General features: G+C 50.8%; 20 protein-coding genes, 1 pseudogene and 1 riboswitch. Of the genes and pseudogenes, 5 read left to right on the forward strand and 16 right to left on the reverse strand.

Annotated features, from left to right (window positions below):
- The 12 genes and pseudogenes from ACTHTK_RS03850 to glnA all read right to left on the reverse strand — a co-directional run.
- Positions 1-3284, reverse strand: a 3284-nt coding sequence (locus ACTHTK_RS03850; RefSeq protein ID WP_440379746.1) for a collagen-flanked surface repeat-containing protein, incomplete at its 3' end; no start/stop codon positions are given.
- A 15-nt stretch (positions 3285-3299) separates the two neighbouring features.
- Positions 3300-3875 (reverse strand): annotated as a pseudogene (locus tag ACTHTK_RS03855) (ESPR-type extended signal peptide-containing protein); the annotation flags it as partial.
- Positions 3876-4638: 763 nt separating this feature from the next.
- Positions 4639-4767 carry a hypothetical protein gene (locus ACTHTK_RS03860; protein WP_440378387.1) on the reverse strand — a complete coding sequence of 43 codons (129 nt, stop codon included), beginning with the start codon at positions 4765-4767 and terminating at the stop codon, positions 4639-4641.
- Positions 4768-4968: 201 nt separating this feature from the next.
- A complete protein-coding gene (gene purH / locus ACTHTK_RS03865) occupies positions 4969-6549 on the reverse strand; it encodes a bifunctional phosphoribosylaminoimidazolecarboxamide formyltransferase/IMP cyclohydrolase (protein ID WP_440378388.1) in 1581 nt (526 codons plus the stop codon).
- A 162-nt stretch (positions 6550-6711) separates the two neighbouring features.
- A complete protein-coding gene (locus ACTHTK_RS03870; protein ID WP_440378490.1) occupies positions 6712-7881 on the reverse strand; it encodes a chloride channel protein in 1170 nt (389 codons plus the stop codon).
- Between the two features lie 108 nt (positions 7882-7989).
- A complete protein-coding gene (locus ACTHTK_RS03875) occupies positions 7990-8808 on the reverse strand; it encodes a hypothetical protein (RefSeq protein WP_440378389.1) in 819 nt (272 codons plus the stop codon).
- 66 nt (positions 8809-8874) lie between these two features.
- Complete coding sequence (locus ACTHTK_RS03880; RefSeq protein ID WP_107723684.1) at positions 8875-9750, reverse strand: DMT family transporter; 876 nt, start codon at positions 9748-9750, stop codon at positions 8875-8877.
- A 76-nt stretch (positions 9751-9826) separates the two neighbouring features.
- Entirely contained in the window at positions 9827-10561 is a 735-nt protein-coding gene (locus ACTHTK_RS03885) for a glutamine amidotransferase-related protein (RefSeq protein ID WP_107723685.1), read from the reverse strand.
- Between the two features lie 43 nt (positions 10562-10604).
- Entirely contained in the window at positions 10605-10844 is a 240-nt protein-coding gene (locus tag ACTHTK_RS03890; protein WP_003684241.1) for a Fis family transcriptional regulator, read from the reverse strand.
- A 54-nt stretch (positions 10845-10898) separates the two neighbouring features.
- A complete protein-coding gene (gene dusB / locus ACTHTK_RS03895) occupies positions 10899-11903 on the reverse strand; it encodes a tRNA dihydrouridine synthase DusB (protein ID WP_371459706.1) in 1005 nt (334 codons plus the stop codon).
- A gap of 131 nt (positions 11904-12034) precedes the next feature.
- On the reverse strand, positions 12035-12685 hold the full coding sequence (locus ACTHTK_RS03900) for a site-2 protease family protein (protein WP_371459705.1): 651 nt from the start codon (positions 12683-12685) through the stop codon (positions 12035-12037).
- Between the two features lie 375 nt (positions 12686-13060).
- Positions 13061-14479, reverse strand: a complete 1419-nt coding sequence (glnA, locus tag ACTHTK_RS03905) for a type I glutamate--ammonia ligase (RefSeq protein WP_440378390.1) — start codon at positions 14477-14479, stop codon at positions 13061-13063.
- Positions 14480-14677: 198 nt separating this feature from the next.
- Here glnA and aroE point away from each other — a divergent pair, with 198 nt between their 5' ends.
- Both aroE and mtgA read left to right on the forward strand, forming a co-directional pair.
- Positions 14678-15487, forward strand: coding sequence for a shikimate dehydrogenase (gene aroE / locus ACTHTK_RS03910; protein WP_440378391.1), 810 nt, complete (start codon positions 14678-14680; stop codon positions 15485-15487).
- 2 nt (positions 15488-15489) lie between these two features.
- A complete protein-coding gene (gene mtgA / locus ACTHTK_RS03915; protein ID WP_003748438.1) occupies positions 15490-16191 on the forward strand; it encodes a monofunctional biosynthetic peptidoglycan transglycosylase in 702 nt (233 codons plus the stop codon).
- Between the two features lie 39 nt (positions 16192-16230).
- Here the strand turns inward: mtgA and pncB are convergent, their stop codons facing one another.
- Both pncB and ACTHTK_RS03925 read right to left on the reverse strand, forming a co-directional pair.
- Positions 16231-17451, reverse strand: a complete 1221-nt coding sequence (gene pncB / locus ACTHTK_RS03920; protein WP_107723690.1) for a nicotinate phosphoribosyltransferase — start codon at positions 17449-17451, stop codon at positions 16231-16233.
- A 92-nt stretch (positions 17452-17543) separates the two neighbouring features.
- Positions 17544-18839, reverse strand: a complete 1296-nt coding sequence (locus ACTHTK_RS03925) for a M23 family metallopeptidase (protein ID WP_107723691.1) — start codon at positions 18837-18839, stop codon at positions 17544-17546.
- A 362-nt stretch (positions 18840-19201) separates the two neighbouring features.
- Between ACTHTK_RS03925 and ACTHTK_RS03930 the strand changes: the two genes are divergently transcribed.
- Positions 19202-20182: a hypothetical protein gene (locus ACTHTK_RS03930; RefSeq protein ID WP_440378392.1), complete on the forward strand. Its 981-nt coding sequence runs from the start codon at positions 19202-19204 to the stop codon at positions 20180-20182.
- 6 nt (positions 20183-20188) lie between these two features.
- Here the strand turns inward: ACTHTK_RS03930 and rfaQ are convergent, their stop codons facing one another.
- A complete protein-coding gene (gene rfaQ / locus ACTHTK_RS03935) occupies positions 20189-21271 on the reverse strand; it encodes a putative lipopolysaccharide heptosyltransferase III (protein WP_440378393.1) in 1083 nt (360 codons plus the stop codon).
- 147 nt (positions 21272-21418) lie between these two features.
- Positions 21419-21463, forward strand: a riboswitch (PreQ1 riboswitch).
- 3 nt (positions 21464-21466) lie between these two features.
- Here rfaQ and queF point away from each other — a divergent pair.
- Together queF and ACTHTK_RS03945 are read left to right on the forward strand one after the other, a co-directional pair.
- Positions 21467-21940 carry a preQ(1) synthase gene (queF, locus tag ACTHTK_RS03940; protein WP_003748427.1) on the forward strand — a complete coding sequence of 158 codons (474 nt, stop codon included), beginning with the start codon at positions 21467-21469 and terminating at the stop codon, positions 21938-21940.
- Positions 21941-22040: 100 nt separating this feature from the next.
- A complete protein-coding gene (locus ACTHTK_RS03945) occupies positions 22041-22718 on the forward strand; it encodes a 7-cyano-7-deazaguanine/7-aminomethyl-7-deazaguanine transporter (protein ID WP_107723694.1) in 678 nt (225 codons plus the stop codon).
- Between the two features lie 67 nt (positions 22719-22785).
- Here the strand turns inward: ACTHTK_RS03945 and ubiM are convergent, their stop codons facing one another.
- Entirely contained in the window at positions 22786-23970 is a 1185-nt protein-coding gene (ubiM, locus tag ACTHTK_RS03950) for a 5-demethoxyubiquinol-8 5-hydroxylase UbiM (protein ID WP_003680095.1), read from the reverse strand.
- Positions 23971-24000 lie beyond the last annotated feature (30 nt).

The raw sequence follows: 24000 nt of genomic DNA on the forward strand, positions 1-24000 counted from the left end.
TCGCCTTTGGCACCAGTTGCACCGTCTTTAATGATGGTAGTAGTGGTGTTACCGTTACCGTCTTTGATGGTTACAGTATGAGTACCGTTGCCGTTGTCTTTAACATCGGCTTCAGCGTTCTTACCGTCAGCACCGGTTGCACCAGTTGCGCCGGTATCGCCTTTGGCACCAGTTGCACCGTCTTTAATGATGGTAGTAGTGGTGTTACCGTTACCGTCTTTGATGGTTACAGTGTGAGTACCGTTGCCGTTGTCTTTAACATCGGCTTCAGCGTTCTTACCGTCTTTAATGATAGTAGTAGTGGTATTACCTTCGCCATCAGTGATAGTTACAGTGTGAGTACCATCGCCGTTGTCTTTAACGTCGGCTTTAGCATTCTTACCATCTACACCGTCTTTACCGTCTTTAACGATGGTAGTAGTGACTGAACCGGTCTCAAGATCAGTAATAGTGATTGTATGGGTACCGTCACCATTATCTACAACTTCACCTGTGATGCTGCCACCTTTTTCACCAGTGTCACCTTTATCGCCTTTGTCGCCTTTAGCGCCGGCTGCACCAGTGTCACCTTTATCGCCTTTAGCGCCGGCTGCGCCAGTGTCACCTTTGTCGCCTTTAGCGCCGGCTGCGCCAGTAGCACCGTCTTTACCATCTTTACCGTTTTTACCGTCTTTAACGATGGTAGTAGTGACTGAGCCATCACCTAGATTAGTAATAGTGATGGTATGGGTACCGTCACCATTATCTACAACTTCACCTGTGATGCTGTCGCCTTTGTCGCCTTTAGCACCAGCTGCACCAGTATCACCTTTGTCGCCTTTAGCGCCGGCTGCACCAGTGTCACCTTTATCGCCTTTGTCGCCTTTAGCGCCGGCTGCACCAGTATCACCTTTGTCGCCTTTGTCGCCTTTAGCGCCGGCTGCACCAGTGTCACCTTTGTCGCCTTTAGCACCGGCTGCGCCAGTGTCACCTTTATCACCTTTGTCGCCTTTAGCGCCGGCTGCACCAGTGTCACCTTTATCGCCTTTGTCGCCTTTAGCGCCGGCTGCACCAGTATCACCTTTGTCGCCTTTGTCGCCTTTAGCGCCGGCTGCACCAGTGTCACCTTTGTCGCCTTTAGCACCGGCTGCGCCAGTGTCACCTTTATCGCCTTTGTCGCCTTTAGCGCCGGCTGCACCAGTATCACCTTTGTCGCCTTTAGCGCCGGCTGCACCAGTGTCACCTTTGTCGCCTTTAGCACCGGCTGCGCCAGTGTCACCTTTATCGCCTTTGTCGCCTTTAGCGCCGGCTGCACCAGTATCACCTTTGTCGCCTTTAGCGCCGGCTGCACCAGTGTCACCTTTGTCGCCTTTAGCACCGGCTGCGCCAGTGTCACCTTTATCGCCTTTGTCGCCTTTAGCGCCGGCTGCGCCAGTGTCACCTTTATCGCCTTTGTCGCCTTTAGCGCCGGCTGCACCAGTGTCACCTTTATCGCCTTTGTCGCCTTTAGCGCCGGCTGCACCAGTATCACCTTTGTCGCCTTTAGCGCCGGCTGCACCAGTATCACCTTTATCGCCTTTGTCGCCTTTAGCGCCGGCTGCACCAGTGTCACCTTTGTCGCCTTTAGCGCCGGCTGCACCAGTGTCACCTTTGTCGCCTTTAGCGCCGGCTGCACCAGTATCACCTTTGTCGCCTTTAGCGCCGGCTGCACCAGTAGCGCCGTCTTTACCGTCTTTACCATTCTTACCATCTTTTACGATAGTAGTAGTAACTGTACCGGTCTCAAGATCAGTAATAGTGATTGTATGGGTACCGTCTTTATTATCTACAACTTCACCAGTGATGCTGCCGCCTTTTGCACCGGTATCGCCGGTATCGCCTTTAGGACCTGCAGGACCGGTATCACCTTTTTCGCCTTTAGCACCAGTTGCACCAGTATCGCCTTTAGGGCCAGCCGCACCAGTTGCACCGGAAGCACCAGTAGAACCACCACCAATTACGCTCAGGGTGTATTCGTTAGTGCCGTTTGAGGTCATTGTCAAACCGTTACCGGCGATCAGTTTCAGAGTGTTATTGGCATTTGATTTAGGATCGTATTTGTATGTACCTTCAGCTGGTGAGCTACCGCTACCATTATGGCCTGAGAATACAAACGGATTCAGGTTTTCGATGCGGTTTGCAACAGCGTACAATTGAGAGCCGTTGATTGCATCGGTAGAAGTTGCAGAGATACGACCTGCAGCAACGTTTTGAATTTGACGTTCGTTACCTGCAGAGCCTACAGACAATACTGCGCCGTTATTTAAAGCGCTGGTTGCGCCTGCGAAGCCGCCGTAAGTGTAGTTGCCAACAGTAGCGCTGTTAGTAGGTGCGAATGCGTTGGTTGTAGAGCCGTTACCCAGGGCTACGCTGTTTTCGATAGTAGATTTAGCTTCTGTACCCAAAGCCAGAGTGTTTTTGGCTGTTGCTTGAGCACCGTTACCCAGGGCAGTTGCAAATTGGCCACCATTGGCTTGAGCACCACGGCCCAATGCGATGGCTTGTTCGGAGGTAGCTTGGCTTTGTACACCCAAAGCTACTGCGTATTTACCAGTTGCTTGAGCAGCAGGACCGAATGCAGCGGCAGAAATACCGTCCGCTACAGAACCGCGACCGATTGCTACAGCAGAACCTTTTTTAGCTTTAGCGTCGCCACCCAATGCTACTGCGCCGTTTGCCAGAGCTTGAGAACGTTGGCCGATAGCAGTTGCCACGATACCGGTTGCTTGAGAGTCGGTACCAATCGCCATTGCAGAACCGGCATTATTCACCACGCCGTCACCATCAGAACCAGTTGAAGTACCATTGGCTTGAGAGTTGTAACCTACAGCAACGTCAGCAGCTTGGTTTGCAGTAGCGCCGTTACCTTGAGCGATAGTGTTGTCAGCAAGGGCTTGGGATTTATAACCTACAGCGATAGCTTGTGCCCCAGCTGCTTTAGCAGCAGATTTACTATCAGCAGAAGAACCATCTTTTGCACCACCGATAGCAATAGAGTTAGTGCCTGAAGCATTAGCTGCCGCACCACCTGCAAACGAAGATTCGCCAGATGCTTTTGCCAACACACCAACTGCTGTCGCTCTTTCACTAGTAGCTTTGGAGAAACCACCAACTGCTACTGTGTTGTCTGCAGTCGCTTCTGAGTATGTACCAACAGCAACACCACGTTGGTTGGTAGCTTTAGAGTGAATACCTACTGCTACTGTATTTTGAGCAGTCGCTTGAGCATCCGAACCAACTGCAACTGCTGCATTTGCAGTAGCCAATGCTGTTTTACCAACAGCAATTGATGCTTCCCCAGTAGATTGAGATGTGGAACCAACCGCAATAGACTGAACACCTGTCGCTTTTGAGTCTGCAGCTATTGCAAGCGCTTGATTTCCAGTTGCCTGACCATTTTGACCAATTGCAATAGCATTAGTATCAGAAGCTACTGTACCATGACCAAGCGCAACACTGTTTTCTTTAGTTGCATTAGCTGCATTACCAATAGCTACTGCCTTATCTCCAGTACCAGTTGCCTCAGAACCAATCGCAATTGAGTCATGAGACAGCACATTACCAGGCTCAGATCTATAGGTATTTGCACCAGTACCAATATTAATATTGCGTGTACCTTGATTAGTACCTACCACATTATTTGGATTATCTGATTTAATGGTAATTGTACTAGCAGATGTCTCCACACCTGCTTGAGCAGCACCGGAAGCCATCAAGGCACCTGCCGCTGCAACTGCAACAGCTACGGCTTTACGCTTGTCAGAAGCGGATTTTTTGCCGTGCGCATGGCTGATTTCGGAAACCGCGGTCCATGTCTGGGTCGCGTGGTTCCAAATGACTTTAAAGACTTTATTCATATCGATTTTCCTGTAAGGGGTTTGATTTCTTTTGGGACGTTTGCTCGGCCATAAACCGCTTGCCCATACATATGCCGCACTTCAGAGTCTCCCCTTTATGCGGTTTTACGTCGTAATCTCTTGTATGCAATTCCCGTGCCAAAAGTTTCCACTCGGCCGAATGGCAGCTAAATTCCTGTTTTATGGGATTTTATGCTGATACATTTTGGGAAGCTTGTGAAGTTTGGGAAACGATGTGCCGTTTTTTGTCAGCTTGTTTCTTAACAAGTCACTTTTTGTCAGCTTCTTTCAATGCATTCGGAATCCTTGTCCAAATTTTATATGCGTTTGGTTTTACAAATCAACTCTTCCGATAAAGTGTTATTTTTTCGCCCTCAACGGTCATGCTAGTTAGATTTACTTGTTGTTTTTTTAAACGCCTTTTCTAACTATATGATTTTTATTGAAATTTTAAATAATAATGATTATTAAATAATATGTTAACAGGATAGTTATTTTAGTGATAGATTTAGATGTCAGCTTTTATTTAGAGAATTAATGAGATTTGTATCGAGGATCGGTTTAAACCGTGTGATGGGTTTATATCGCCTGTTTTCAGATGGCCTTTAACGTTTTCTAACATAGCAAACAGCGGGCAAATGACACGAATTTATGCGCTATTGAGCCGATGGACAGCGTTAAAAAGGCAAGTGTAAAACTTGCCTTTACGTTTGGGATTTGTTTGTTCTCTATTGTAGAAAACTGTGTTATTTTTCAGACGGCCTTACCACCGGAATGTTTGGGTCACGCCTGCGGATGCGCCGTTGTTGCCGGCATAGCCGTAGCCGCCGGTATGGCTGGAGGCGCAGGCGGTGAGTGTGGCGAGGGTAAGGATGAGGAGGATGTGTCTCATGTTTCTTTCTCTGAGTGGGTTGGTTTTAGGCTTGTGTGGCGTTGTGTTGCTGCATGAATCGGACGGGCTGGGGCTTGGTTGCTTTGTCCTGATTTACAGTTAGGCCGCTAAATTATTTGATGATTGAAGAAGGCCGTCTGAAAACTGGTTTCATGATATTGAAACTTTGTTTTCAGACGGCCTTTATTTTATATCAGCTTATCAGTGGCGGAAATGGCGGATGCCGGTGACGACCATGGCGATGCCGTGTTCGTCCGCTGCGTCAAAGACTTCTTGGTCGCGCATGGAGCCTGCGGGATGGATGATGGCTTTGATGCCCTGCTCGGCAATGACATCTACGCCGTCGCGGAAGGGGAAGAAGGCATCGGAAGCGGCACATGCGCCGTTGAGGTCGAAATTGGCATCTTGCGCTTTGCGGGCGGCGATGCGGGTGCTGTCCACGCGGCTCATTTGGCCTGCACCGATGCCGTAGGTTTGACCGCCTTTGCCGAAGACGATAGCGTTGGATTTAACGTATTTTGCGACATTCCAAACGAACATCAGGTCGTTCCATTCTTGTTCGGTCGGTTGGCGTTTGGAGACGACTTTCAAATCGGCGCGGCTGATGCGATGGATGTCGGGGGTTTGTACCAACAGTCCGCCGCCGACGCGTTTGAGTTCAAAGCGGTTGGCACCTGCTTCGAGCGGCACTTCCAATACGCGCACGTTTTTCTTGGCGGCGGCGATTTCGAGGGCTTCGGCGGTAAACTTCGGCGCCATGAGGACTTCCATAAATTGGTTGTCGGTAATTTGTTTGACGGTTTCGCCGTCCACTTCGCGGTTGAAGGCGATGATACCGCCGAATGCGCTGGTGGTGTCGGTAGCGTAGGCGAGTTTGTAGGCGGTCAAGGTATCGGCTGCAACGGCTACGCCGCACGGATTGGCGTGTTTCACGATCACGCAGGCCGGCGCATCGAAGGATTTGACGGCTTCCCAGGCGGCATCGGCATCGGCGATGTTGTTGTACGACAATTCTTTGCCTTGGAGCTGTTTGTAGGCGGAAAGGCTGCCTGCGGCAGGGTAAATATCGCGGTAGAACGCGGCGCGTTGGTGCGGATTTTCGCCGTAGCGCATGTCTTGCACTTTAATCCAGCTTTGGTTGAACTGACTTGGGAATTCGCCGATTTGGGGCTGACCGCTCAAGACGTCGTCTGAAAGCGAGGTCAGGTAGTTGGAAATCATGCCGTCGTATTGGGCGGTATGGCTGAATGCTTTGCGTGAAAGGTTGAAACGGGTTTTGTCGCTCAATGCGCCGTTGTTGGCTTCGAGTTCGGCGGCGATGGCAGGGAAATCGGCGGTATCGGTAACGATGGCGACGTGTTTCCAGTTTTTCGCGGCAGAGCGCACCATGGTCGGGCCGCCGATGTCGATGTTTTCAATCGCGTCTTCCAGTGTGCAATTTGGTTTGGCGATGGTGGCGGCGAAGGGGTAGAGGTTGACGCACACGAGGTCGATATTGCCGATGCCGTGTTCTTCCATCTTGGCGACGTGTTCGTCCAAATCGCGACGGCCGAGGATGCCGCCGTGGATTTTCGGATGCAGGGTTTTCACGCGGCCGTCGAGCATTTCGGGAAAACCGGTATAGTCGGCAACTTCGATAACGGGAACGCCTGCATCAGCCAAGAGCTTTGCTGTACCGCCGGTAGAGAGGATTTCTACACCGAGCTTGGTCAGGATTTGGGCAAATTCGACTGCGCCTGTCTTGTCGGACAGGCTGATCAGGGCGCGTTTGATGGAAGACATGGGGATTCCTTTTTTGAAGGTTTAATCGATATGGGATGAATTTTCAGGGCGGTATTATCCGCTATTTTCGCCTTTTTGGCAGTAGGTTTTTATAGATATTGTTGACAATTTTATTGTAAAAGGCCGTCTGAAACTCGGTTTCAGACGGCCTGATGTTTTTGACTATTTAAATCCCATTTTCTTCGCCATGCATACTGCGCCTGCCATGCCTGCGCATAATGGCATGAGCAAGGCAACGGGGGCGTAGGTGAGTTCTAAAACAAAGACGATGGCCGTCAGGGGCATTTTGAGGGAAACGCCGAGGAAAACGGCGGCACCGACAACGGCCGCGCTTTCGGAGGACATGGCAGGAAAGAAAGTATTCCACGCGGCTGCGGCGGCAAAAGCGATGGTACTGCCGAGCATCATGGACGGGGTAATCAGGCCGCCGTATGCGCCTGCCGCCAGCGCCATTAAGACGACCAGCCATTTGACGGCGGTCAGCTCAAGGCTGTGTTGCCAGTCGGTCATGCCGCCAAAGGTCAATTGGTTGCCTGCTTTGCCGTTGCCCAAAATTTCGGGAAACCAAACGGCAATCGCGCCGATGAGTGCAAACATGCAGACGGCCAAGGGAATGATTTTGATGTTGTCGCGCTTGATGAAGGGGAATTTTTGGGCGGTGCGCTGGAAAAAGACGGCGGTTGCGCCCAGTATCGGGCCGATGATGGCGGAAAACCAAAGTAATGAGGTGTTAATGGAAAGGTTGGCCGGATGATATTGCTGCACGTCGCCCAAGCCGATGCGTGCGACGGCGGTGGCGATGACGGAAGTCAGCAATGCGGCGGCGACGGCTTGCTGCGTCCATACGCCCAGCATGGCTTCGAGGATGAAAAGTGTGGAGGCGAGCGGCACGTTATACACGGCCGCCAAACCTGCACCCGAGGCGCAAGCAATGACCAGTCTTGCATCGTCTTCGCTCAACCCGAAACGGTTGACGCCGACTGAGGCGAAAGCGGCGGTCATTTCGCGCGGCGCAACTTCGCGGCCGAGCGGCGAACCCAGCCCGACAGTAATGATTTGCAACAGGGCATGGCTGACGGTTTCCAAAAACGGAAAACCGGCAAGCGGATTTTTAACCACGGCTTTGATACCCGGTTGCGGCCTGCCGTAGCGTTTGAGCAACCACCACCCCAAGCCGACCACCACGCCGCAACAGGCCACGACCACGATACGCCGCGCAGGACTTGCCTGCGCTACGCCCTCTCGGAATGAAACGTATAGGCCGTCTGAACCGTAACCATAGGCAAGATGTTGAATTGTATGCATGATTTCGGTTAATACAATGCCGACCATGCCGCCGATGATGCCGGTAATGATGAGGGCGGCCCAGAGTTTATGAGTGTCTTTCACGGGTTTTGACTTGAGGTAGTAATGGTTTGATCAAAGCGTTTTTCGGGGGAACTATTGTCCGCCCAAGGGATAGTTTTTGGGGGCAACGTGGGTTTTGCCGTTATAAGGAAAAATATATTTCTGATTTTTATAATTTTTCTTTCCTGATACGCCGCTGAGTTTTGCAGTCAACGCCCATACGCCGGATACGGCAGGACGGCTTTTGTCAAAAGCAATTTTGGCTTCCAGGCTGGTATATCTGTCTTTGCAGTCTCGCTTTTCACGCCCTTTCCATTCATCGCAATCTCCAAAATATGCGCCGTTATCGTTACCGCTGATAATAAAGCTTTTACGGATGCGGTTGCTATCATCGGTAAACAGGAAGTTTTGCGAAGTCGTCGTGTCGCCTTGGCCTGTATAACTTGACTCGACAGTGTAGCCCCAGTTTTGCGCGCCCACCTGAACAAACTTCCACGCCTTATTCTCCGGCACATCCCCCCATGCGCCGATTTCATCTCTTCCGTGCTGTTTGATTGCCCACTTGCCGTCTGTTTTTTCCAAAACAAACAATTCTGCCAAACCCGAAGAGGCGTGCGCGTCATTTTTTTCTTTCTCTTCTAAATCGTAGGCAAAACCTGTGTACAACACATAGCGCGCGGCTTTGCCGTTGCGCGTTACGGTATGGTCGGCAACGGGTTTCATGCAATACATAATATTGTCAGATACTGTCTCACTGTCTTTCGGCGGCTTGGCGAGCTGGCATTTGTGCGCGGCAAGCGGTCGGTTGTAATACTTGGCAATGACGGCTTGTACGGCGGCTTTATCGTTATCGGGTGCAGCCGACGCCAAGATAGGGCAGGCAAGCAAAAGCAGGGAGATAATGTGTTTCATAGAAATTTTCCCAAAATGTTTTATTGAAAAAAGATACTGCTTACTTCAGGCCGTCTGAAACCGTTTTCAGACGGCTTTTTTGTGTTTGTTGCTGACACGCGCCAACATACCGGCGACAAAAGTGGACGCAATAACGACGGTAATGCCCATCGCAGACATAGCGCTTAAATGTTCGCCCAAAATTAACACCGCCATGATAACGCCGATGACCGGCTCAAGCGAAATCAGTAGGCCGGATACGTTGGCAGGGACTTTGTTCATGCCTTTGTTCCACAACAGATAGGCAAGCCAGCTGCAACCGATCCCCATATATAAAATCGACAGCGTACCGCCCCATGACCAGTTGATTTGATAACTGTCTGCCAACACCAGCGAAAACGGCAGACACAACACCGCCGCCACCGCCATGGAAGCCACGGTAAATGCAGGCGCACCGATACGGGCAACCATCTGCTGGCTCGGACGTATCACGCCTGCAAAACCCAATCCCGCAAGCAAAATCAACAGACAGCCGAACCAGTCAATCGTACCGCCCTCTTCCGCGCCGCCCATTACCATCATGCCCACGCCGACAAACGCCGCCGTACCGCAAATCCAGTGGTAAATTTTCGCTTTGTCGTTGAAAAAGAAATGACCGACAAAAACCACCAGCAAAGGCTCCAACCCCACCATGGTAACCGCGCTGGCGGCAGACGTGTATTTCAAACCGATAAACTGGAGCATCAAAACGACAACGTAGTTGACAAAGGAAATCCACAACAACGGCTTCCACTCGCTCCGCGGAATCCTACCCAAATGACGGCGGCACGACGGCAGTACCATCAACGCGGCAATCAACAACCGTGCCTCAACCATCAGCGCAGGGTCGATCATCTCGTAAGAATACTTGGCAGCGATAAAAGAGCTGCCCCAAATCAGCAGGGCAAGTATTTGATAGAACATGGTCCGACCTTTTAAAAAGGATTAATCGTTTCTTCTCTATATTTATTATTCAGACGGCCTGGAGAGTTAGCCTTTTTTATTTTGTCTGCGTCAGCGAATCCAAAAAGTCAAAGAGTTTGGCATTCATTTCACTGAAATCCGCCGCTTCGATTTTATCCGGATGCTGGACATAAGTTTGGGCTTGGCTTTGTTCGGCCACATTTTCGCGTCCGTCCACCGCAATCAGCAGCCCGACGGCTTCATGGTCAAACTCCAAATGGGCCTGGAAGGCATAATGTTTGGGCGCAAAACGGATAATCTGGCGCGGACAGCCTTTGCTGGTTGCCAACACAACCGCCTTATCCGTCAAACCGGGCATATCACCGTGCCAATGGCCGGTATTCAGGGTTTTGCCCAACAGGGAAACATGGGCATCCGCCAAACCTTCCGCCGTCAGCTCAATCGGATAAATGCCGATTTCACGCTCAGGGCTGCGTGTGTGGCGCGCGCCGTAGGCAACGGATAAAAGCTGCGCACCCAAACACACGCCGACAATATATTTATCCGCCACCATCGCCTGACGCATCAGGCACAGCTCTGATTCGGGGTCGTAATACGGGAATGCCTGCCTGTCTTCATCAGGCGATTGCGGCCCGCCCATCACAATCAAAAAATCTATATCATCCACATTGTCAGGCAGGGTTTCCCTTTCGTACACTTTGGTTGTACTGATGTTATGTCCGCGCCATTGCGCCCATTTCAAATATGCTCCCGGCACTTCAAATGCCTCGTGCAAGATGAAATGGATATTTAACTTATTCGGATTTTGCATTGTTATTTCTCCTTCGACCGTCAGGACGGATTGCCCTGCCGCATTACAGCATACCGTGCTGTTGTAATTTTTTACGCAGGGTATTGCGGTTCAAACCCAAAATAACCGCCGCTTTAGACTGGTTGCCGCCGCATTGCTCCATCACGCAGGCAAGCATCGGCTTTTCCACTTGATGCAATACCATATCATACACGCCGCAAGGTTCCGTACCATCCAAGTCTTTGAAGTATTGTCGTAAGTTTTGTTCAATACATTGCGCAATGTCAGTCGTCGTTTGATTCATCGTGATTGTCTTTCTTTAGATTTGTTTTTAAATGATGAGGCCGTCTGAAACTCTTCAGCCTTCCCGATAATGGCATACCCAACGGTTGGTTTTTTCTGAAAGTATTTCAAGATAGGCGGCAAGGGTATCGTATTGTGCCGCAGCACTATCCAAGCGGTTGATTTCCCGGCGTGTTTGCTCTCCGTCGGGCATTTCATCGATGTACCAGCCGATGTGTTTGCGGGCGATGCGTACGCCGGCAATTTCGCCATAAAATTCATGCATGGCGCGGATGTGGTTCAAAATGGTGGCGTTGCATTCTGCCAAGCTCAAGGCCGGCGGCAAAACGCCGTGTTCGGCGTAATGTTTTAAATCACGGAAAAGCCACGGCCTGCCTTGTGCGCCGCGCCCTATCATGATGCCGTCGGCGGCGGTTTGTTTGAGGACGGCGGCGGCTTTTTGCGGCGAAGTAATATCGCCGTTAACCCAAACGGGAATGTTCAGACGGCCTTTGGTTTCGGCAATCAGTTCGTAACGCGCTTCGCCTTTGTACATTTGCGTGCGTGTACGTCCGTGGATGGCAAGGGCTGCGATGCCTGATTCTTCGGCAATTTTGGCGATGGTCGGCAAGTTTTGATGTTCGTCATGCCAGCCCAAACGGGTTTTGAGGGTAACGGGTACGTCCACCGCGTTGACAACGGCTGCCAAGATTTCGGCAACCAACGGCTCGTTTTGCATCAATGCGCTGCCTGCCTGAACATTGCAGACTTTTTTGGCCGGACAGCCCATGTTTATATCAATGACCTGCGCGCCCAAGCCGACATTGTAACGCGCGGCTTCCGCCATCTGCTGCGGATCGCTGCCGGCAATCTGCACGGCCACCACTCCGCCCTCGCCTTCAAAATCGCTACGGCGCAAGGTTTTTTTGGTATGGCGCAAGCTCGGATCGCTGGTCAGCATTTCGCATACCGCCCACCCTGCGCCAAACTCGCGGCAAATCCGGCGGAACGGTTTGTCCGTAATGCCTGCCATGGGGGCAAGTGCGATAGGATTGTCAATGAAATAGCCGCCGATGTGCATGATGTTTGCGCCAAATTGAAAGGGCTGAAATTGTACAATTTTTAAGCAACTTTTCCAATCGTATTTACATGTTACACAATGAAAAAGGCCGTCTGAAACTGAGTTTCAGACGGCCTTTTCAGCCACAACATTCAAATAAACAACATGACAACCATCCCCACTGCGTCCTGAATCATAGCAATAATCGGCCAAATCAGTTTGGCCAGCAGGCCGGTAAACAACAGAATCAGGATAATCCATGTGCCGTATGGCTCGATTTTACGGAACTGCATGGACTGTTTGGCATTGAGGAAGGTATCGATAAAAATACCGCCGTCCCAAGGCAATATCGGAATCAGGCTAAATGCGACCCAAATCGAGTTCACCATCACGCCGTAACCTGCCATCTGCACCAACGGCGCTTGATAAGACTCAGGGACATACGCGGAAAATACGACGACAAAGCCCCAAAAGAACGCCAAAATCAGATTGGCAATCGGACCTGAAATCGACACCCAACGCCACGCGCGGCGCGGATCGCGGAAATTGCGCGAATCGATGGGCATAGGACGCGCCCAGCCGAACAGAAAACTGCCTATCATCAGACACACCAACGGCACGACAATCGTACCGACAGGGTCGATGTGCGGCAGCGGATTGAGCGTCAAACGCCCAAGCTGCTCGCCGGTATGGTCGCCCCAATAACGCGCCGTATAACCGCGTGCTACTTCGCGCACGGTAATGGCCAACAACACGGGCAATACTGCCAGCAGAAATACGCCTAAATCAAAATTTGCAAACATGGTTTTCCTTATCAAACATGCCGTCTGAAAACAGAAAATATCCTTTCAGACGGCCTGAGGCTTTAATCTTCTTCTGTCTTATCCGAATCGAAAGACTCTTTCAGCTCTCGCCAAGTAATGCCTTTACCTTGCGGATTTAGCTTGAAGACTGCTTCACTATAAAGTAATGGCGAATATCTTTAATAAAAGGCCTGTCATGCTGAAATTTAACACGCAGTACTAATTCCATAAAGGTTTTCAAACAGCATGATTCATTGCTTCTCGCTATCATACCCAATTCGAGCACCCCATTTATTTCAAGCCTAAAGGCCGTCTGAAACTTCAAATCCAGTTTCAGACGGCCTTTAATTTCTTATTTAAAATGCCTCAGCTGTTTTACAGGCTGTAATACATTTCAAATTCCAGCGGATGAGGTGCCATACGGATACGGCGGACATCTTCCTCTTTAAAGGCGATGTAGCTGTCGATCCAGTCTTTGCTGAACACGCCGCCGCACAGGAGGAATTCGTGGTCGGCTTTGAGGGCGGCCAGTGCTTCTTCCAAAGAAGCGCAAACGGTTGGCACCAATGCATCTTCTTCCGGAGGCAGGTCGTACAGGTTTTTATCGGCTGGGTCGCCCGGATGGATTTTGTTTTGAATACCGTCCAAACCGGCCATCAACAAAGCGGCAAATGCCAAGTATGGGTTGGCGGTCGGATCAGGGAAACGCGCTTCGATGCGGCGTGCTTTGCTGCTGTTCACAGACGGAATGCGGATGGAAGCAGAACGGTTTTTGGCGGAATATGCCAGTTTGGTCGGCGCTTCAAAGTGCGGCACGAGGCGTTTGTAGGAGTTGGTGGATGGATTGGTAATCGCGTTCAAGGCTTTGGCGTGTTTGATGATGCCGCCGATGTAATAAAGGGCGGTATCGGACAAACCGGCATAGCCATCACCTGAGAACAGGTTTTGACCGTCTTTCCAAATGGATTGGTGAACGTGCATACCGCTGCCGTTATCGCCCATAATCGGTTTAGGCATAAATGTAGCGGTTTTGCCGAAGTTGTGGGCAACGTTTTGAATCACGTATTTCATGTCTTGGGTTTGGTCGGCGCGTTTAACCAAAGTGGCAAAACGGGTGCCGATTTCCATTTGGCTGCCGGTGCCGACTTCGGCGTGATGGACTTCCACTTCGATGCCGAGTTCTTCCAAAACATTGACCATGGCAGAACGCAGGTCTTGGCCGCAATCAATCGGCGCAACAGGTGCGTAACCGCCTTTGACGGTCGGACGGTGGCCGGTATTTTGACCGTCCATGTGCAGGCCGCTTGACCATGCGCCACTTTCGGAAGTGATTTCGTAACGGGTTTTGTGCATATCGGTTTCAAATTCTACGCCGTCAAAAACGAAGAATTCAGGCTCGGGGCCGAAATAGGCGGTATCGCCGATACCGGAAGATTTCAAGTAAGCTTCGGCGCGGCGTGCGATAGAGCGGGGGTCGCGGTCATAGCCTTGGCCGTCGGCCGGATCGATAACGTCGCAGGTAAAGACAACGGTGGTATCGTCGTAGAAAGGATCGACGAAGGCCGTAGACGCATCGGGACGCAACTGCATATCGGAAGCCTGAATACCTTTCCAACCGCCGATGGACGAACCGTCAAACGCCTGACCGTTTTCGAACCATTCTTCGGGATCGTCGAGAACGATGCGGGCGGGGATGGTAAAGTGGTGCTGCTTGCCTTTGGTATCGGTAAAGCGCAAATCTACGAAGCGGGCTTCGCTTTCTTCAATCAGTTTTACAGCGTCTTTGATGGACATCTTCAGCTCCTGAGGGAATGGGTTTAAGTTGTTATTCTACCACGGTAAGGCCGTCTGAAATACATCAGGGCACCCGTTTTTACGCAATGAAATATAGTTTCAGACTGTTTAATTGTCAACAATTTTACATTACGCTTTCTTAACATAAAGACCGCTATAATAAGCACTCTTTTCTTTTGTTTCCGCAGAACCTGTTTTATGAACAATACCCCGCGTTACGCCGTTTTCGGCAATCCCGTTGCACACAGTAAATCGCCGCAAATCCATCAACAATTTGCGCTGCAGGAAGGCGCAGACATCGAATATGGGCGCATTTGTGCCGAAATCGGCGGTTTTGCCGAGGCTGTTGCGGCGTTTCGTGCCGAGGGCGGGCAAGGTGCGAATGTAACTGTTCCGTTCAAGCAGGAAGCTTTTGCGCTGGCGGACGAGCATTCCGAACGCGCGTTGGCTGCCGGTGCAGTCAATACGCTAGTGTGGTTGGAAGACGGCAGGATACGCGGCGACAACACCGACGGTATCGGTTTGGCCAACGACATCACGCAGGTCAAAAACATTGCCATCGAAGGCAAAACCATTTTGCTTTTGGGCGCAGGTGGCGCGGTGCGCGGCGTGATTCCGGTGTTGAAAGAACACCGCCCTGCCCGTATCGTCATTGCCAACCGTACCCACGCAAAAGCCGAGGAATTGGCGCAGCTTTTCGGCATTGAAGCCGTCCCGATGGCGGATTTGAACGGCGGCTTTGATATCATCATCAACGGCACGTCCGGCGGCTTGAGCGGTCAGCTTCCTGCCGTCAATCCTGAAATTTTCCGCGACTGCAGCCTTGCCTACGATATGGTTTACGGCGACGCGGCGCAGGCGTTTTTGAACTTTGCCCGAAGCAGCAGCGCGGCCGAAGTTTCAGACGGCCTGGGCATGCTGGTCGGTCAGGCTGCCGCCTCCTACCATATTTGGCGAGGATTTACTCCCGATATCCGCCCTGTTATCGAATACATGAAAGCCCTGTAACCATGTTCCGCATCATCAAATGGCTGATTGCCCTGCCCATCGGCATCTTCATTTTCTTCAACGCTTATGTGTACGGCAACATCATTACCTACCGCGCCGTCGCGCCCAGCAAAACCGCCTTCATGTCGATGCGCATGAGCCAGTTTGCAAGCGAAGGGCGCGATGTCGAGCTGGACTACCGCTGGGTGCCTTACGACCAAATCTCCGTCAACCTCAAAAAAGCCCTGATTGCTTCCGAAGACGCCAACTTTGCCGAACACAGTGGCTTTGACTGGAACGGCATCAAATACGCCATGAAACGCAATAAACAAAGCGGCGAAGTCAAAGCCGGCGGTTCGACCATCAGCCAACAGCTGGCGAAAAACCTGTTTCTCAACGAAAGCCGCAGCTACATCCGCAAAGGCGAAGAAGCGGCGATTACCGCGATGATGGAAGCTGTTACCGACAAAGACCGCATTTTTGAGCTGTATTTAAACTCAATTGAATGGCACTACGGCGTATTCGGCGCGGAAGCGGCATCCCAGTATTTCTACAAGAAACCTGCCTCCGCCCTCACCCGCCAACAAGCCGCCAAGCTCACGGCACGCGTTCCGGCTCCGCTGTTTTACGCAGACCACCCTAAGAGCAAACGGATGCACAACAAAACCAATATCATCCTGCGCAGGATGGGTTCGGCAGAATTACCTGAAAGCGATATGGATTAATGAAGAAGGCCGTCTGAACATTTCAGACGGCCTTTATTTTTAGGCTTTCTCTTCCGGATCCGGTACGTCAAACACTTGGCGCAGGTAAGCGAGGAAGGTGTTGTTGGTGGTCATGGTTTTGCCCGGGGAGTCGGAGAGCTTGGCGACGGATTGGCCGTTACACTCGACGAGCTTCAAGACAATGTTCAAAGGTGTGTGTCCCAAGTCGTTGGTCAGATTGGTACCGATACCGAAACTGGTTTTGAAACGGTCTTTGAAGTATTGGTGCAACGCCCATGAACGCTCAATATCGAGGCCGTCTGAAAAGGTCAGCATTTTGGTGCGGCTGTCGATTTTGAGTTTTTTGTAATGCTCGTAGGCTTTGTCGCCCCAAATATAAGGATCGCCGCTGTCATGACGCAGGCCGTCGAAGAGTTTGGCGAAGTAAAGATCGAAATCGCGCAAGAAGGCATCCATGCCGACCACATCGGTCAGGGCGATACCGAGGTCGCCGCGGTATTCGTGTACCCAGCTTTCCAGCGCGGCTTTTTGGAAATTGCGCAAACGTACGTCCAAGGCTTGGAAGGCTTGGAGGAACTCGTGCGCCATGGTGCCGATGGGTGTGATACCGAGTTTTTTGGCCAGATAAACGTTGCTGGTACCGCGCACGATATCAGGAGCGGCTTCCAGCAAGGTACGGATAACGTGTTCCTGCCATGCAAGGGTATAGCGGCGGCGCGTACCGAAATCGGAAATCAGGAACGGCGGATCATTCGGATTTTGAGTGGCCGCAATTTCTTTCAGCTGTTGCGCTTTGGCCTGCAAACGGCGCTCACCCTCTTCGATGACGGCAGGCGTTTCCAAGCGGCGGAAATAGAGTTCGTTGACGATGGCAAGAATGAAAATCTCGAAGAACATCGCCTGTACCATCGGGCCTTCGATGCGGATATTCAGACGGCCTTGGTCGTCGGGGCTGACTCGGACGAAGCGGCGTTGGAGTTGGAAAAGTTCGAGATAATCGACAAAATCGCTTTTGATAAAACGCAGGCTGCGCAGATAGTCGAGTTCGTCATGGGTAAAGCGCAGCTGGCACAGGGCGTCGAGCTCGCGTTCCAAGTCTTCTTGAATATCGGCCAGCGGATACACCATCTCTTTGTTGCGGCAGCGGAATTCGTAGAGGCTGTGGGTTTGCGGGAATTGGTGCAACACGACTTGCAGCATGGTGAATTTGTACAGGTCGGTATCAAGCAGGGATTGGATAATGGGCTGATGAGCAGACATAAGCTTTCTCTGAGTAAACGTGGGCGTTGAGGTATCGATTTTAATGGAAAAGGCCGTCTGAAAGAAACCTTATTCAGACGGCCTTTATCTTATTAATCCAACTGCGCTACGGAAACCGGCAAAGAGCGGATGGTAGACAACATCGTGCTGGCATCTTTTTGCTGTTTGCGGAACGCGGCCATATTGGTCGGGGTCAATTTCGGCGTCGGCAGAGCGACGGTAGTCGGGTTGACCGGCTGGCCGTTGACGCGTGCTTCGTAGTGCAGGTGCGGACCGGTAGAACGGCCGGTTGTACCCACAAAACCAATCACTTCGCCGGCGCGGACTCTACCGTCGGCAGGGCTGAACGCGCTCATGTGGCCGTACAGGGTTTCCACACCGTTGGCATGGCGAATCATAACGGTATTGCCGTAACCACCTTTCCAACCTTTGAAAATCACTTCGCCGTCGGCAGCGGCCTTAATCGGCGTACCGGTCGGAGCGGCATAGTCGATACCGGTGTGCATACGGACGGTATGCAAAACCGGGTGGACACGGTAGCCGAATGGGGAAGAAATGCGCGTGTATGCAACAGGCTCGGTATTAAAGCCTTCTTTTTGTTGCAGGGACTTACCGTTTTGGTCGTAGTAGCTGCCGCTTTCTTCGTCGCCTTTACCTTGACTGTAATAATAGGCTTGGTAGGTTTTACCGTCTTTAACCACTTCAGCCGCCAAAATATCGCCAACCGCCATTTGCTGGCCGCGGAAATACATGCTGTTGTACAAAAGGCGTACGGTATCGCCTTCTTTCAAATCGCTCATATTGAACGAGTCGGCAAAGATTTCTTTGAGCTGGATATACACTTCGGAAGGTATTTCGGCACGGAGCATATCGCCGATGGCGGAAGTGCGGATTTGTACGGAGCGCAGGGTTGGCATGGTTTTCATGTCAATTTCGGCATTAGAGATGCGCCATTTTCCTTTGACTTTTTCCAAAGCCACCAAGTTGCGTTCCAATTCTTCATCGGTAAAGAATTGAACATCGGTTACTTGGCCTGAAGAGTCGATGCGGATGTTGACGGATTGGTTGGTCCGCAGGTTTTTCATATCGAGGTTGGCATTGTTTTTCGCCATGATTTGCTTGATGTCTTCTTGGTTGACACCCATGCGCGTCAAAACGTCTGCCAAAGAGTCGCCGGCTTGGACGGCTTCTTGCACCCAATAGCTGGATTGATAGGTATTGGTTTCCACATAAACGGCAGGCAACTCTTCGGAAATACGCTCGACTTTGAAATCGGTTTGTGCAGGTTGAGGGTCGGTAATGGCGTATGCAGTCATGATGCCTGAAGCCGGCAGCAGAAACGCTAAGAGGGTTGCTTTGAATCGAGTGGAATATTTGTTTTTAATCACGCGTTATCCTTAATGGGGCGGTCTGTTTTTGAGGTTTGCAGAATGCCGGCACATCCGGCCTGCCGCGACCGCCTGCTGGTTTAAACAGTTTTGGGGATAAAGGACTTTGAGTCTTTTTTCCGATCTGAAAATCAGGTTTTCATTCGGAATGAATGAGGTCGTATTTGAGATTGACGTTATTATCAGGGCTATTGTGTTGATTTACACCCTGTTTTTCTGAAATTTACGCCACGCATTTTAACATGACAGCCCGTTTTTTCCAAACCGGCCGTCTGAACGGCTCTTTTTCAGGGCGTGAGGGCAAGGTTCCGAAACGCATCATTTGTCGCGTAAAATAACGGTTTTCCTATCTATTTGCGCTTATGAAGCTGACCCTCGCCCTCCCCTCGCTCAACCGCTTTGCCGACGAATCCGTCCCTGAGCTTGCCTTACCTGCTTTTAACCGTCTTTTGCGTTACGGCACATTACGCAAAGAAACACTCAGGCCGTCTGAATTTTACGGACGCCATTTGTGGAGCGGCAGCCTCATTGCCCAAGTGCAACGTTTACGCCACACAAGCCAAAAACGCGCGGCCGCTTTTGCCTCTCCGGTTTGGCAACAGATGGGCATGCACCATGTCAACATTATCAGCGGCGAGTTTATCGGCATCCAAAAAGAGGAGGCTCAGCGGTTATGTGCGGATTTGTCGGCGTTTTATCAAGATAAAGATTGGCAATTCGAGCCGCTTTGCGAAAGCATGTGGCTGCTCAGTATGCCGATGACTGAAGATTGGGGAGCGGAATGTGTTTTGGATGTGTGCGGGCAGCCGGAAATGGACGGTCAGGCGCACGGCAAAGATGCGGTGTCTTGGTTGGCCATGCAGACGGAAATTCAAATGTTTCTCCACACGCATCCGATTAACCAAGCGCGTGAACAACAAGGACTGCCGGAAATCAACGGTTTGTGGCTGTGGAATGATGCGGACGGTACACAGTCTGCAGATATTGTCGCTTCAGACAGCGCATGGGCGCGTTTTTCAGATACGCCCAAAATCAATGCACCATACGATTTGAAGGCTTGGTTTGAGATGCTTCAAGAAACAGGCAACACGGTTTCAGACGGCCTTATCTTTTTGGACGACTTAGTTTCCACCTTACAGACAGGCGATGTTTGGGCATACAAAGATATTTTGGAAAGCTGGGAAACCCGTTGGTTTGCGCCTTTATGGGACGCACTCGCTTCAGGCCGTCTGAAAACCGTATGCATTACCACAGACGGCGAAAACGGCGGCACGCTGGAAATCGGCCGCCGTTCCAAATGGGCATTTTGGCGCAAAGCTAAAACGTTTAACGGATCGTGGTAAGCGGTTTTAAGCCTCCAACGCTTCCAATTTGGCAGAAATTCTATCCCACACATCCTGCAACGGAATCGCTTTCAACAAACGTGTCGGATCGTTGGTGTCGATACTGTCAGGATGCGGCAATTCGGCATAATCGCCGGCATAAATGACTTCCGCCTGTTCGGAATACGGACGCCATTTATCCACCCATGACGCGCCAAACAAAGCAATTTGCGGTTTATCCAAAGCAGCGGCGATGTGCATCGGTGCAGAATCGACACCGACAAACAGCTTCGCTCCCTCAATGGCCGCCGCCAATTCACGCAGACTCAAGCATCCGGACAACACATATACTTTTCTGCCCTCTGGAATATTCAGACGGCCTATAATTTCCTGAAGCATGTATTGCTCGACAGTGTCGGGAGAAGCAGTCAATACGACATTCTGTCCGCTGTTGAGCAGAAGCTGTACGATGGCGGCGTTTTTGCCGTCTTCCCAACATTTGAAATGCCAACGCGCACCCGGGTGCATCAACACATAATCTTCGCCGTTCCAACCCTGCTCACGCAATTTCTGTTGCATGCTTTCCCTTGCATCTTGCGCCACCCAAAGGCGTACCTTCGCATCGGCTACGTCTTCCGGCTGGATAAGCGGCGCAAGGATATTCAACTGGTTTTCAACGATATGATGGCTGGGATCCAGCTCATGGTTGATAAAATCATGACAAAAACGCCACCAAAAACCGTCGCGCTTGATGCAGTCCAAACCCACGCTGCAACGGGCGCACAGTTTGGCAATTACCGCTGCGCGCCATTGGTCGGACAGGTTGAAAGCCCAGTCATAATCGCGCGCCTTCAGCTTTGAAAAAAGATTTTTCTCACACGCCAACTGCTTGAATACGCCCAGCTTCTTCCAATTTCGATCAATGGTAAAAATCTGCGCAATCTGCGGATTATCGGCAATCAGCTGCTCCGTACCGGCGTATACCAGCATATCGATTTCGCAATCGGGGAAACGGGTTTTCAGCGCATCGACTACCGGCGTGCTCAAAAGCACATCGCCATGATGGCGCAATTTGATGATCAGAATACGTTTGGGTTGGGCTAAAGACATACAAAACTTTCAGACGGCCTGTTGATTGGCTGCTATTGTAAAGCGGAAAACAGGTTTCATAAAATACAAAACAGGCCGTCTGAAACCTATCCTGCTGATTCATCGCTATAAAATCCGCACAAGCCATTCAATTTATATTACAATCCGCACCCCGTGGTTCGAAAACCTCCCACATTAAAAAACTAAGGAAACCTCATGTCCCGCAACAACGAAGAGCTGCAAGGCATCTCCCTTTTGGGCAACCAGAAAACCCAATACCCGAGCGAATACGCGCCTGAAATTTTGGAAGCGTTCGACAACAAACATCCCGACAACGACTATTTCGTCAAATTCGTCTGCCCCGAGTTCACCAGCCTCTGCCCGATGACCGGCCAGCCCGACTTTGCCACCATCTACATCCGCTACATCCCCCATATCAAAATGGTGGAAAGCAAATCACTGAAACTCTATCTCTTCAGCTTCCGCAACCACGGCGACTTCCATGAAGACTGCGTCAACATCATCATGAAAGACCTCATCGCCCTGATGGATCCGAAATACATCGAAGTATTCGGCGAATTCACACCGCGCGGCGGCATCGCCATTCATCCGTTTGCCAACTACGGCAAAGCAGGTACAGAGTTTGAAGCTTTGGCGCGCAAACGCCTGTTTGAGCACGATGCACAATAATCCTATTCAGACGGTCTAACGCCCTTTTCATTGTAAGACTTTCTCTATTGCACAGTCTCGCAAGGCTTCATGCCGTCTGAAAAACTTCCGAAAGATTTCCATGTACGAATTTACCGCCGCACAGCAGAAGAAAGCGCTCTTCTGGCTGGTGCTGTTCCATATTTTTATTATTGCCGCCAGCAACTATCTGGTGCAGTTCCCCTTTCAAATTTTCGGTATCTTTACCACTTGGGGCGCATTTTCCTTTCCCTTTATCTTCCTCGCTACCGACCTGACCGTGCGCATTTTTGGCGCGCCGTTGGCGAGACGGATTATTTTTTGGGTTATGCTCCCGGCCCTGCTGCTCTCTTACGTCTTCTCCGTCCTCTTTCATGACGGCAACTGGACAGGCTGGGCATCTTTAGCCGAATTTAACACCTTCGTCGGCCGTATCGCATTGGCCAGCTTTTCCGCCTATGCGCTCGGGCAAATCCTCGATATTTTCGTGTTCAACAGATTACGCCGTCTGAAATCATGGTGGATTGCCCCCACAGCTTCCACCGTTGTTGGCAACGCTTTGGACACGCTGGTATTTTTTGCCGTTGCCTTTTATGCGAGCAACGATGAATTTATGGCGGCAAACTGGCAGGGCATCGCATTTGTCGATTATCTGTTCAAACTTGCCATCTGCACCCTCTTCTTCCTGCCTGCCTACGGCATAGTATTGAGCATCTTGACCAAAAAACTGACTTCCTTAAACGTCTGTCAAGAAATGCCCGAATCGGTTTTAGCCGAATAAGCAGTAGATAAAAAACAAGGCCGTCTGAAACTTTAATCGTTCAGACGGCCTTTTATGTTTTAAACAATTAACCGGTCAATTGTTTGGTAATCAGTTTTTTCAGTGGCGGAAAGTTATTGCTTGCACGCAATACCAAACCGCGCAGCAGTTTTGCCGGAGCAGTTTCATTGGTAAAGAGTTTCAGCAGCATATTGGTACCGTGGTAAATCGGATGGGCGTGGAGCATATGCTTGGTGCTGTATTTTTCCAGCAGGCTCTTCGCACCAATATCCTGACCGCGTTGCTCGGCTTCAAGCACCAATTTAGCCAAAAGATCAGCACTTGCCAAACCCAAGTTGAAACCGTGCGCAGTAACCGGATGCATACCGACTGCGGCATCGCCGATCAACGCACTGCGTTTGCCGTAGAAACGTTGGGCAATCATACCGACCAAAGGATAATTGTGAATGGTGCTGACCAATTCCATATCGCCCAAACGGCCTTTGAGTTGCTCTTTCACGCTGGCTGCCAATTCTTCCGGCGACATGTTTTTAATTGTTTCGGCTTTATCGCTATCCACCGTAATCACTGTATTGGTCAAGTGTTCTTCCAAAGGCAGCAACGCAATGGTACGGCCGTAGTGGAAGCATTCATATGCGGTATGCAGGTTGGACAGAGTATGCTTCATGCGGCACACAAACATGGTGCGGCTGTAATCGTGCATATCGGAAGAAATGCCCAATTGGCGGCGCGTTTGCGAGAAGCGGCTATCGGCGGCCAACAACAGACGGCCGGTCAATACTTCGCCGCTTTCCAAAATGACTTGCGCCTCATCGTCAGAAGTTTTGACTTCTTTAACATTGGTGCCGGTCAGAATTTTGACGTTGTCCAATTTGGACACGACTTCATAAGCGGCTTTACGGATATTGTGATTGGAAATCAAATAGCCCAAGCAGTCCGCAGGCTCGCCGCGCGCCTGAGTAGGTTGCGGGAAGTGGAGCTGGTAATCGGAATGGCCATTCAACACTTTGGCATCGCGCAAAGGATAAATTTCGTCTTTTGGAATCAAATCCCACATACCCAATCGCTGCATGATTTCACGCGACAAGTGCGTCAATGCGATTTCACGGCCGTCATACGGCGGATTTTGCAACACTTCTAAAGGACTTCTTTCAATCAGGGTTATGTTCAAACCACTTCCGGCCAACTCTGCGGCAAAACTTAATCCGGCAGGGCCTGCGCCGACGACGAGAATATCACTGTGTAAGCTCATGGGAGGAATTCCTTGTATTCAACTGATACG

It is taken from the genome of Neisseria sp. P0006.S009, assembly GCF_051962915.1.
GTDB lineage: Bacteria > Pseudomonadota > Gammaproteobacteria > Burkholderiales > Neisseriaceae > Neisseria > Neisseria subflava_E.

Bases quoted from the DNA above. Each gene is read 5' to 3' on its own strand.
- ACTHTK_RS03860 (WP_440378387.1), bottom strand. From the start codon at position 4,767: ATGAGACACATCCTCCTCATCCTTACCCTCGCCACACTCACCGCCTGC.
- purH (WP_440378388.1), bottom strand. From the start codon at position 6,549: ATGTCTTCCATCAAACGCGCCCTGATCAGCCTGTCCGACAAGACAGGC.
- ACTHTK_RS03870 (WP_440378490.1), bottom strand. From the start codon at position 7,881: ATGGTCGGCATTGTATTAACCGAAATCATGCATACAATTCAACATCTT.
- ACTHTK_RS03875 (WP_440378389.1), bottom strand. From the start codon at position 8,808: ATGAAACACATTATCTCCCTGCTTTTGCTTGCCTGCCCTATCTTGGCG.
- ACTHTK_RS03880 (WP_107723684.1), bottom strand. From the start codon at position 9,750: ATGTTCTATCAAATACTTGCCCTGCTGATTTGGGGCAGCTCTTTTATC.
- ACTHTK_RS03885 (WP_107723685.1), bottom strand. From the start codon at position 10,561: ATGCAAAATCCGAATAAGTTAAATATCCATTTCATCTTGCACGAGGCA.
- ACTHTK_RS03890 (WP_003684241.1), bottom strand. From the start codon at position 10,844: ATGAATCAAACGACGACTGACATTGCGCAATGTATTGAACAAAACTTA.
- dusB (WP_371459706.1), bottom strand. From the start codon at position 11,903: ATGCACATCGGCGGCTATTTCATTGACAATCCTATCGCACTTGCCCCC.
- ACTHTK_RS03900 (WP_371459705.1), bottom strand. From the start codon at position 12,685: ATGTTTGCAAATTTTGATTTAGGCGTATTTCTGCTGGCAGTATTGCCC.
- glnA (WP_440378390.1), bottom strand. From the start codon at position 14,479: ATGTCCATCAAAGACGCTGTAAAACTGATTGAAGAAAGCGAAGCCCGC.
- aroE (WP_440378391.1), top strand. From the start codon at position 14,678: ATGAACAATACCCCGCGTTACGCCGTTTTCGGCAATCCCGTTGCACAC.
- mtgA (WP_003748438.1), top strand. From the start codon at position 15,490: ATGTTCCGCATCATCAAATGGCTGATTGCCCTGCCCATCGGCATCTTC.
- pncB (WP_107723690.1), bottom strand. From the start codon at position 17,451: ATGTCTGCTCATCAGCCCATTATCCAATCCCTGCTTGATACCGACCTG.
- ACTHTK_RS03930 (WP_440378392.1), top strand. From the start codon at position 19,202: ATGAAGCTGACCCTCGCCCTCCCCTCGCTCAACCGCTTTGCCGACGAA.
- rfaQ (WP_440378393.1), bottom strand. From the start codon at position 21,271: ATGTCTTTAGCCCAACCCAAACGTATTCTGATCATCAAATTGCGCCAT.
- queF (WP_003748427.1), top strand. From the start codon at position 21,467: ATGTCCCGCAACAACGAAGAGCTGCAAGGCATCTCCCTTTTGGGCAAC.
- ACTHTK_RS03945 (WP_107723694.1), top strand. From the start codon at position 22,041: ATGTACGAATTTACCGCCGCACAGCAGAAGAAAGCGCTCTTCTGGCTG.
- ubiM (WP_003680095.1), bottom strand. From the start codon at position 23,970: ATGAGCTTACACAGTGATATTCTCGTCGTCGGCGCAGGCCCTGCCGGA.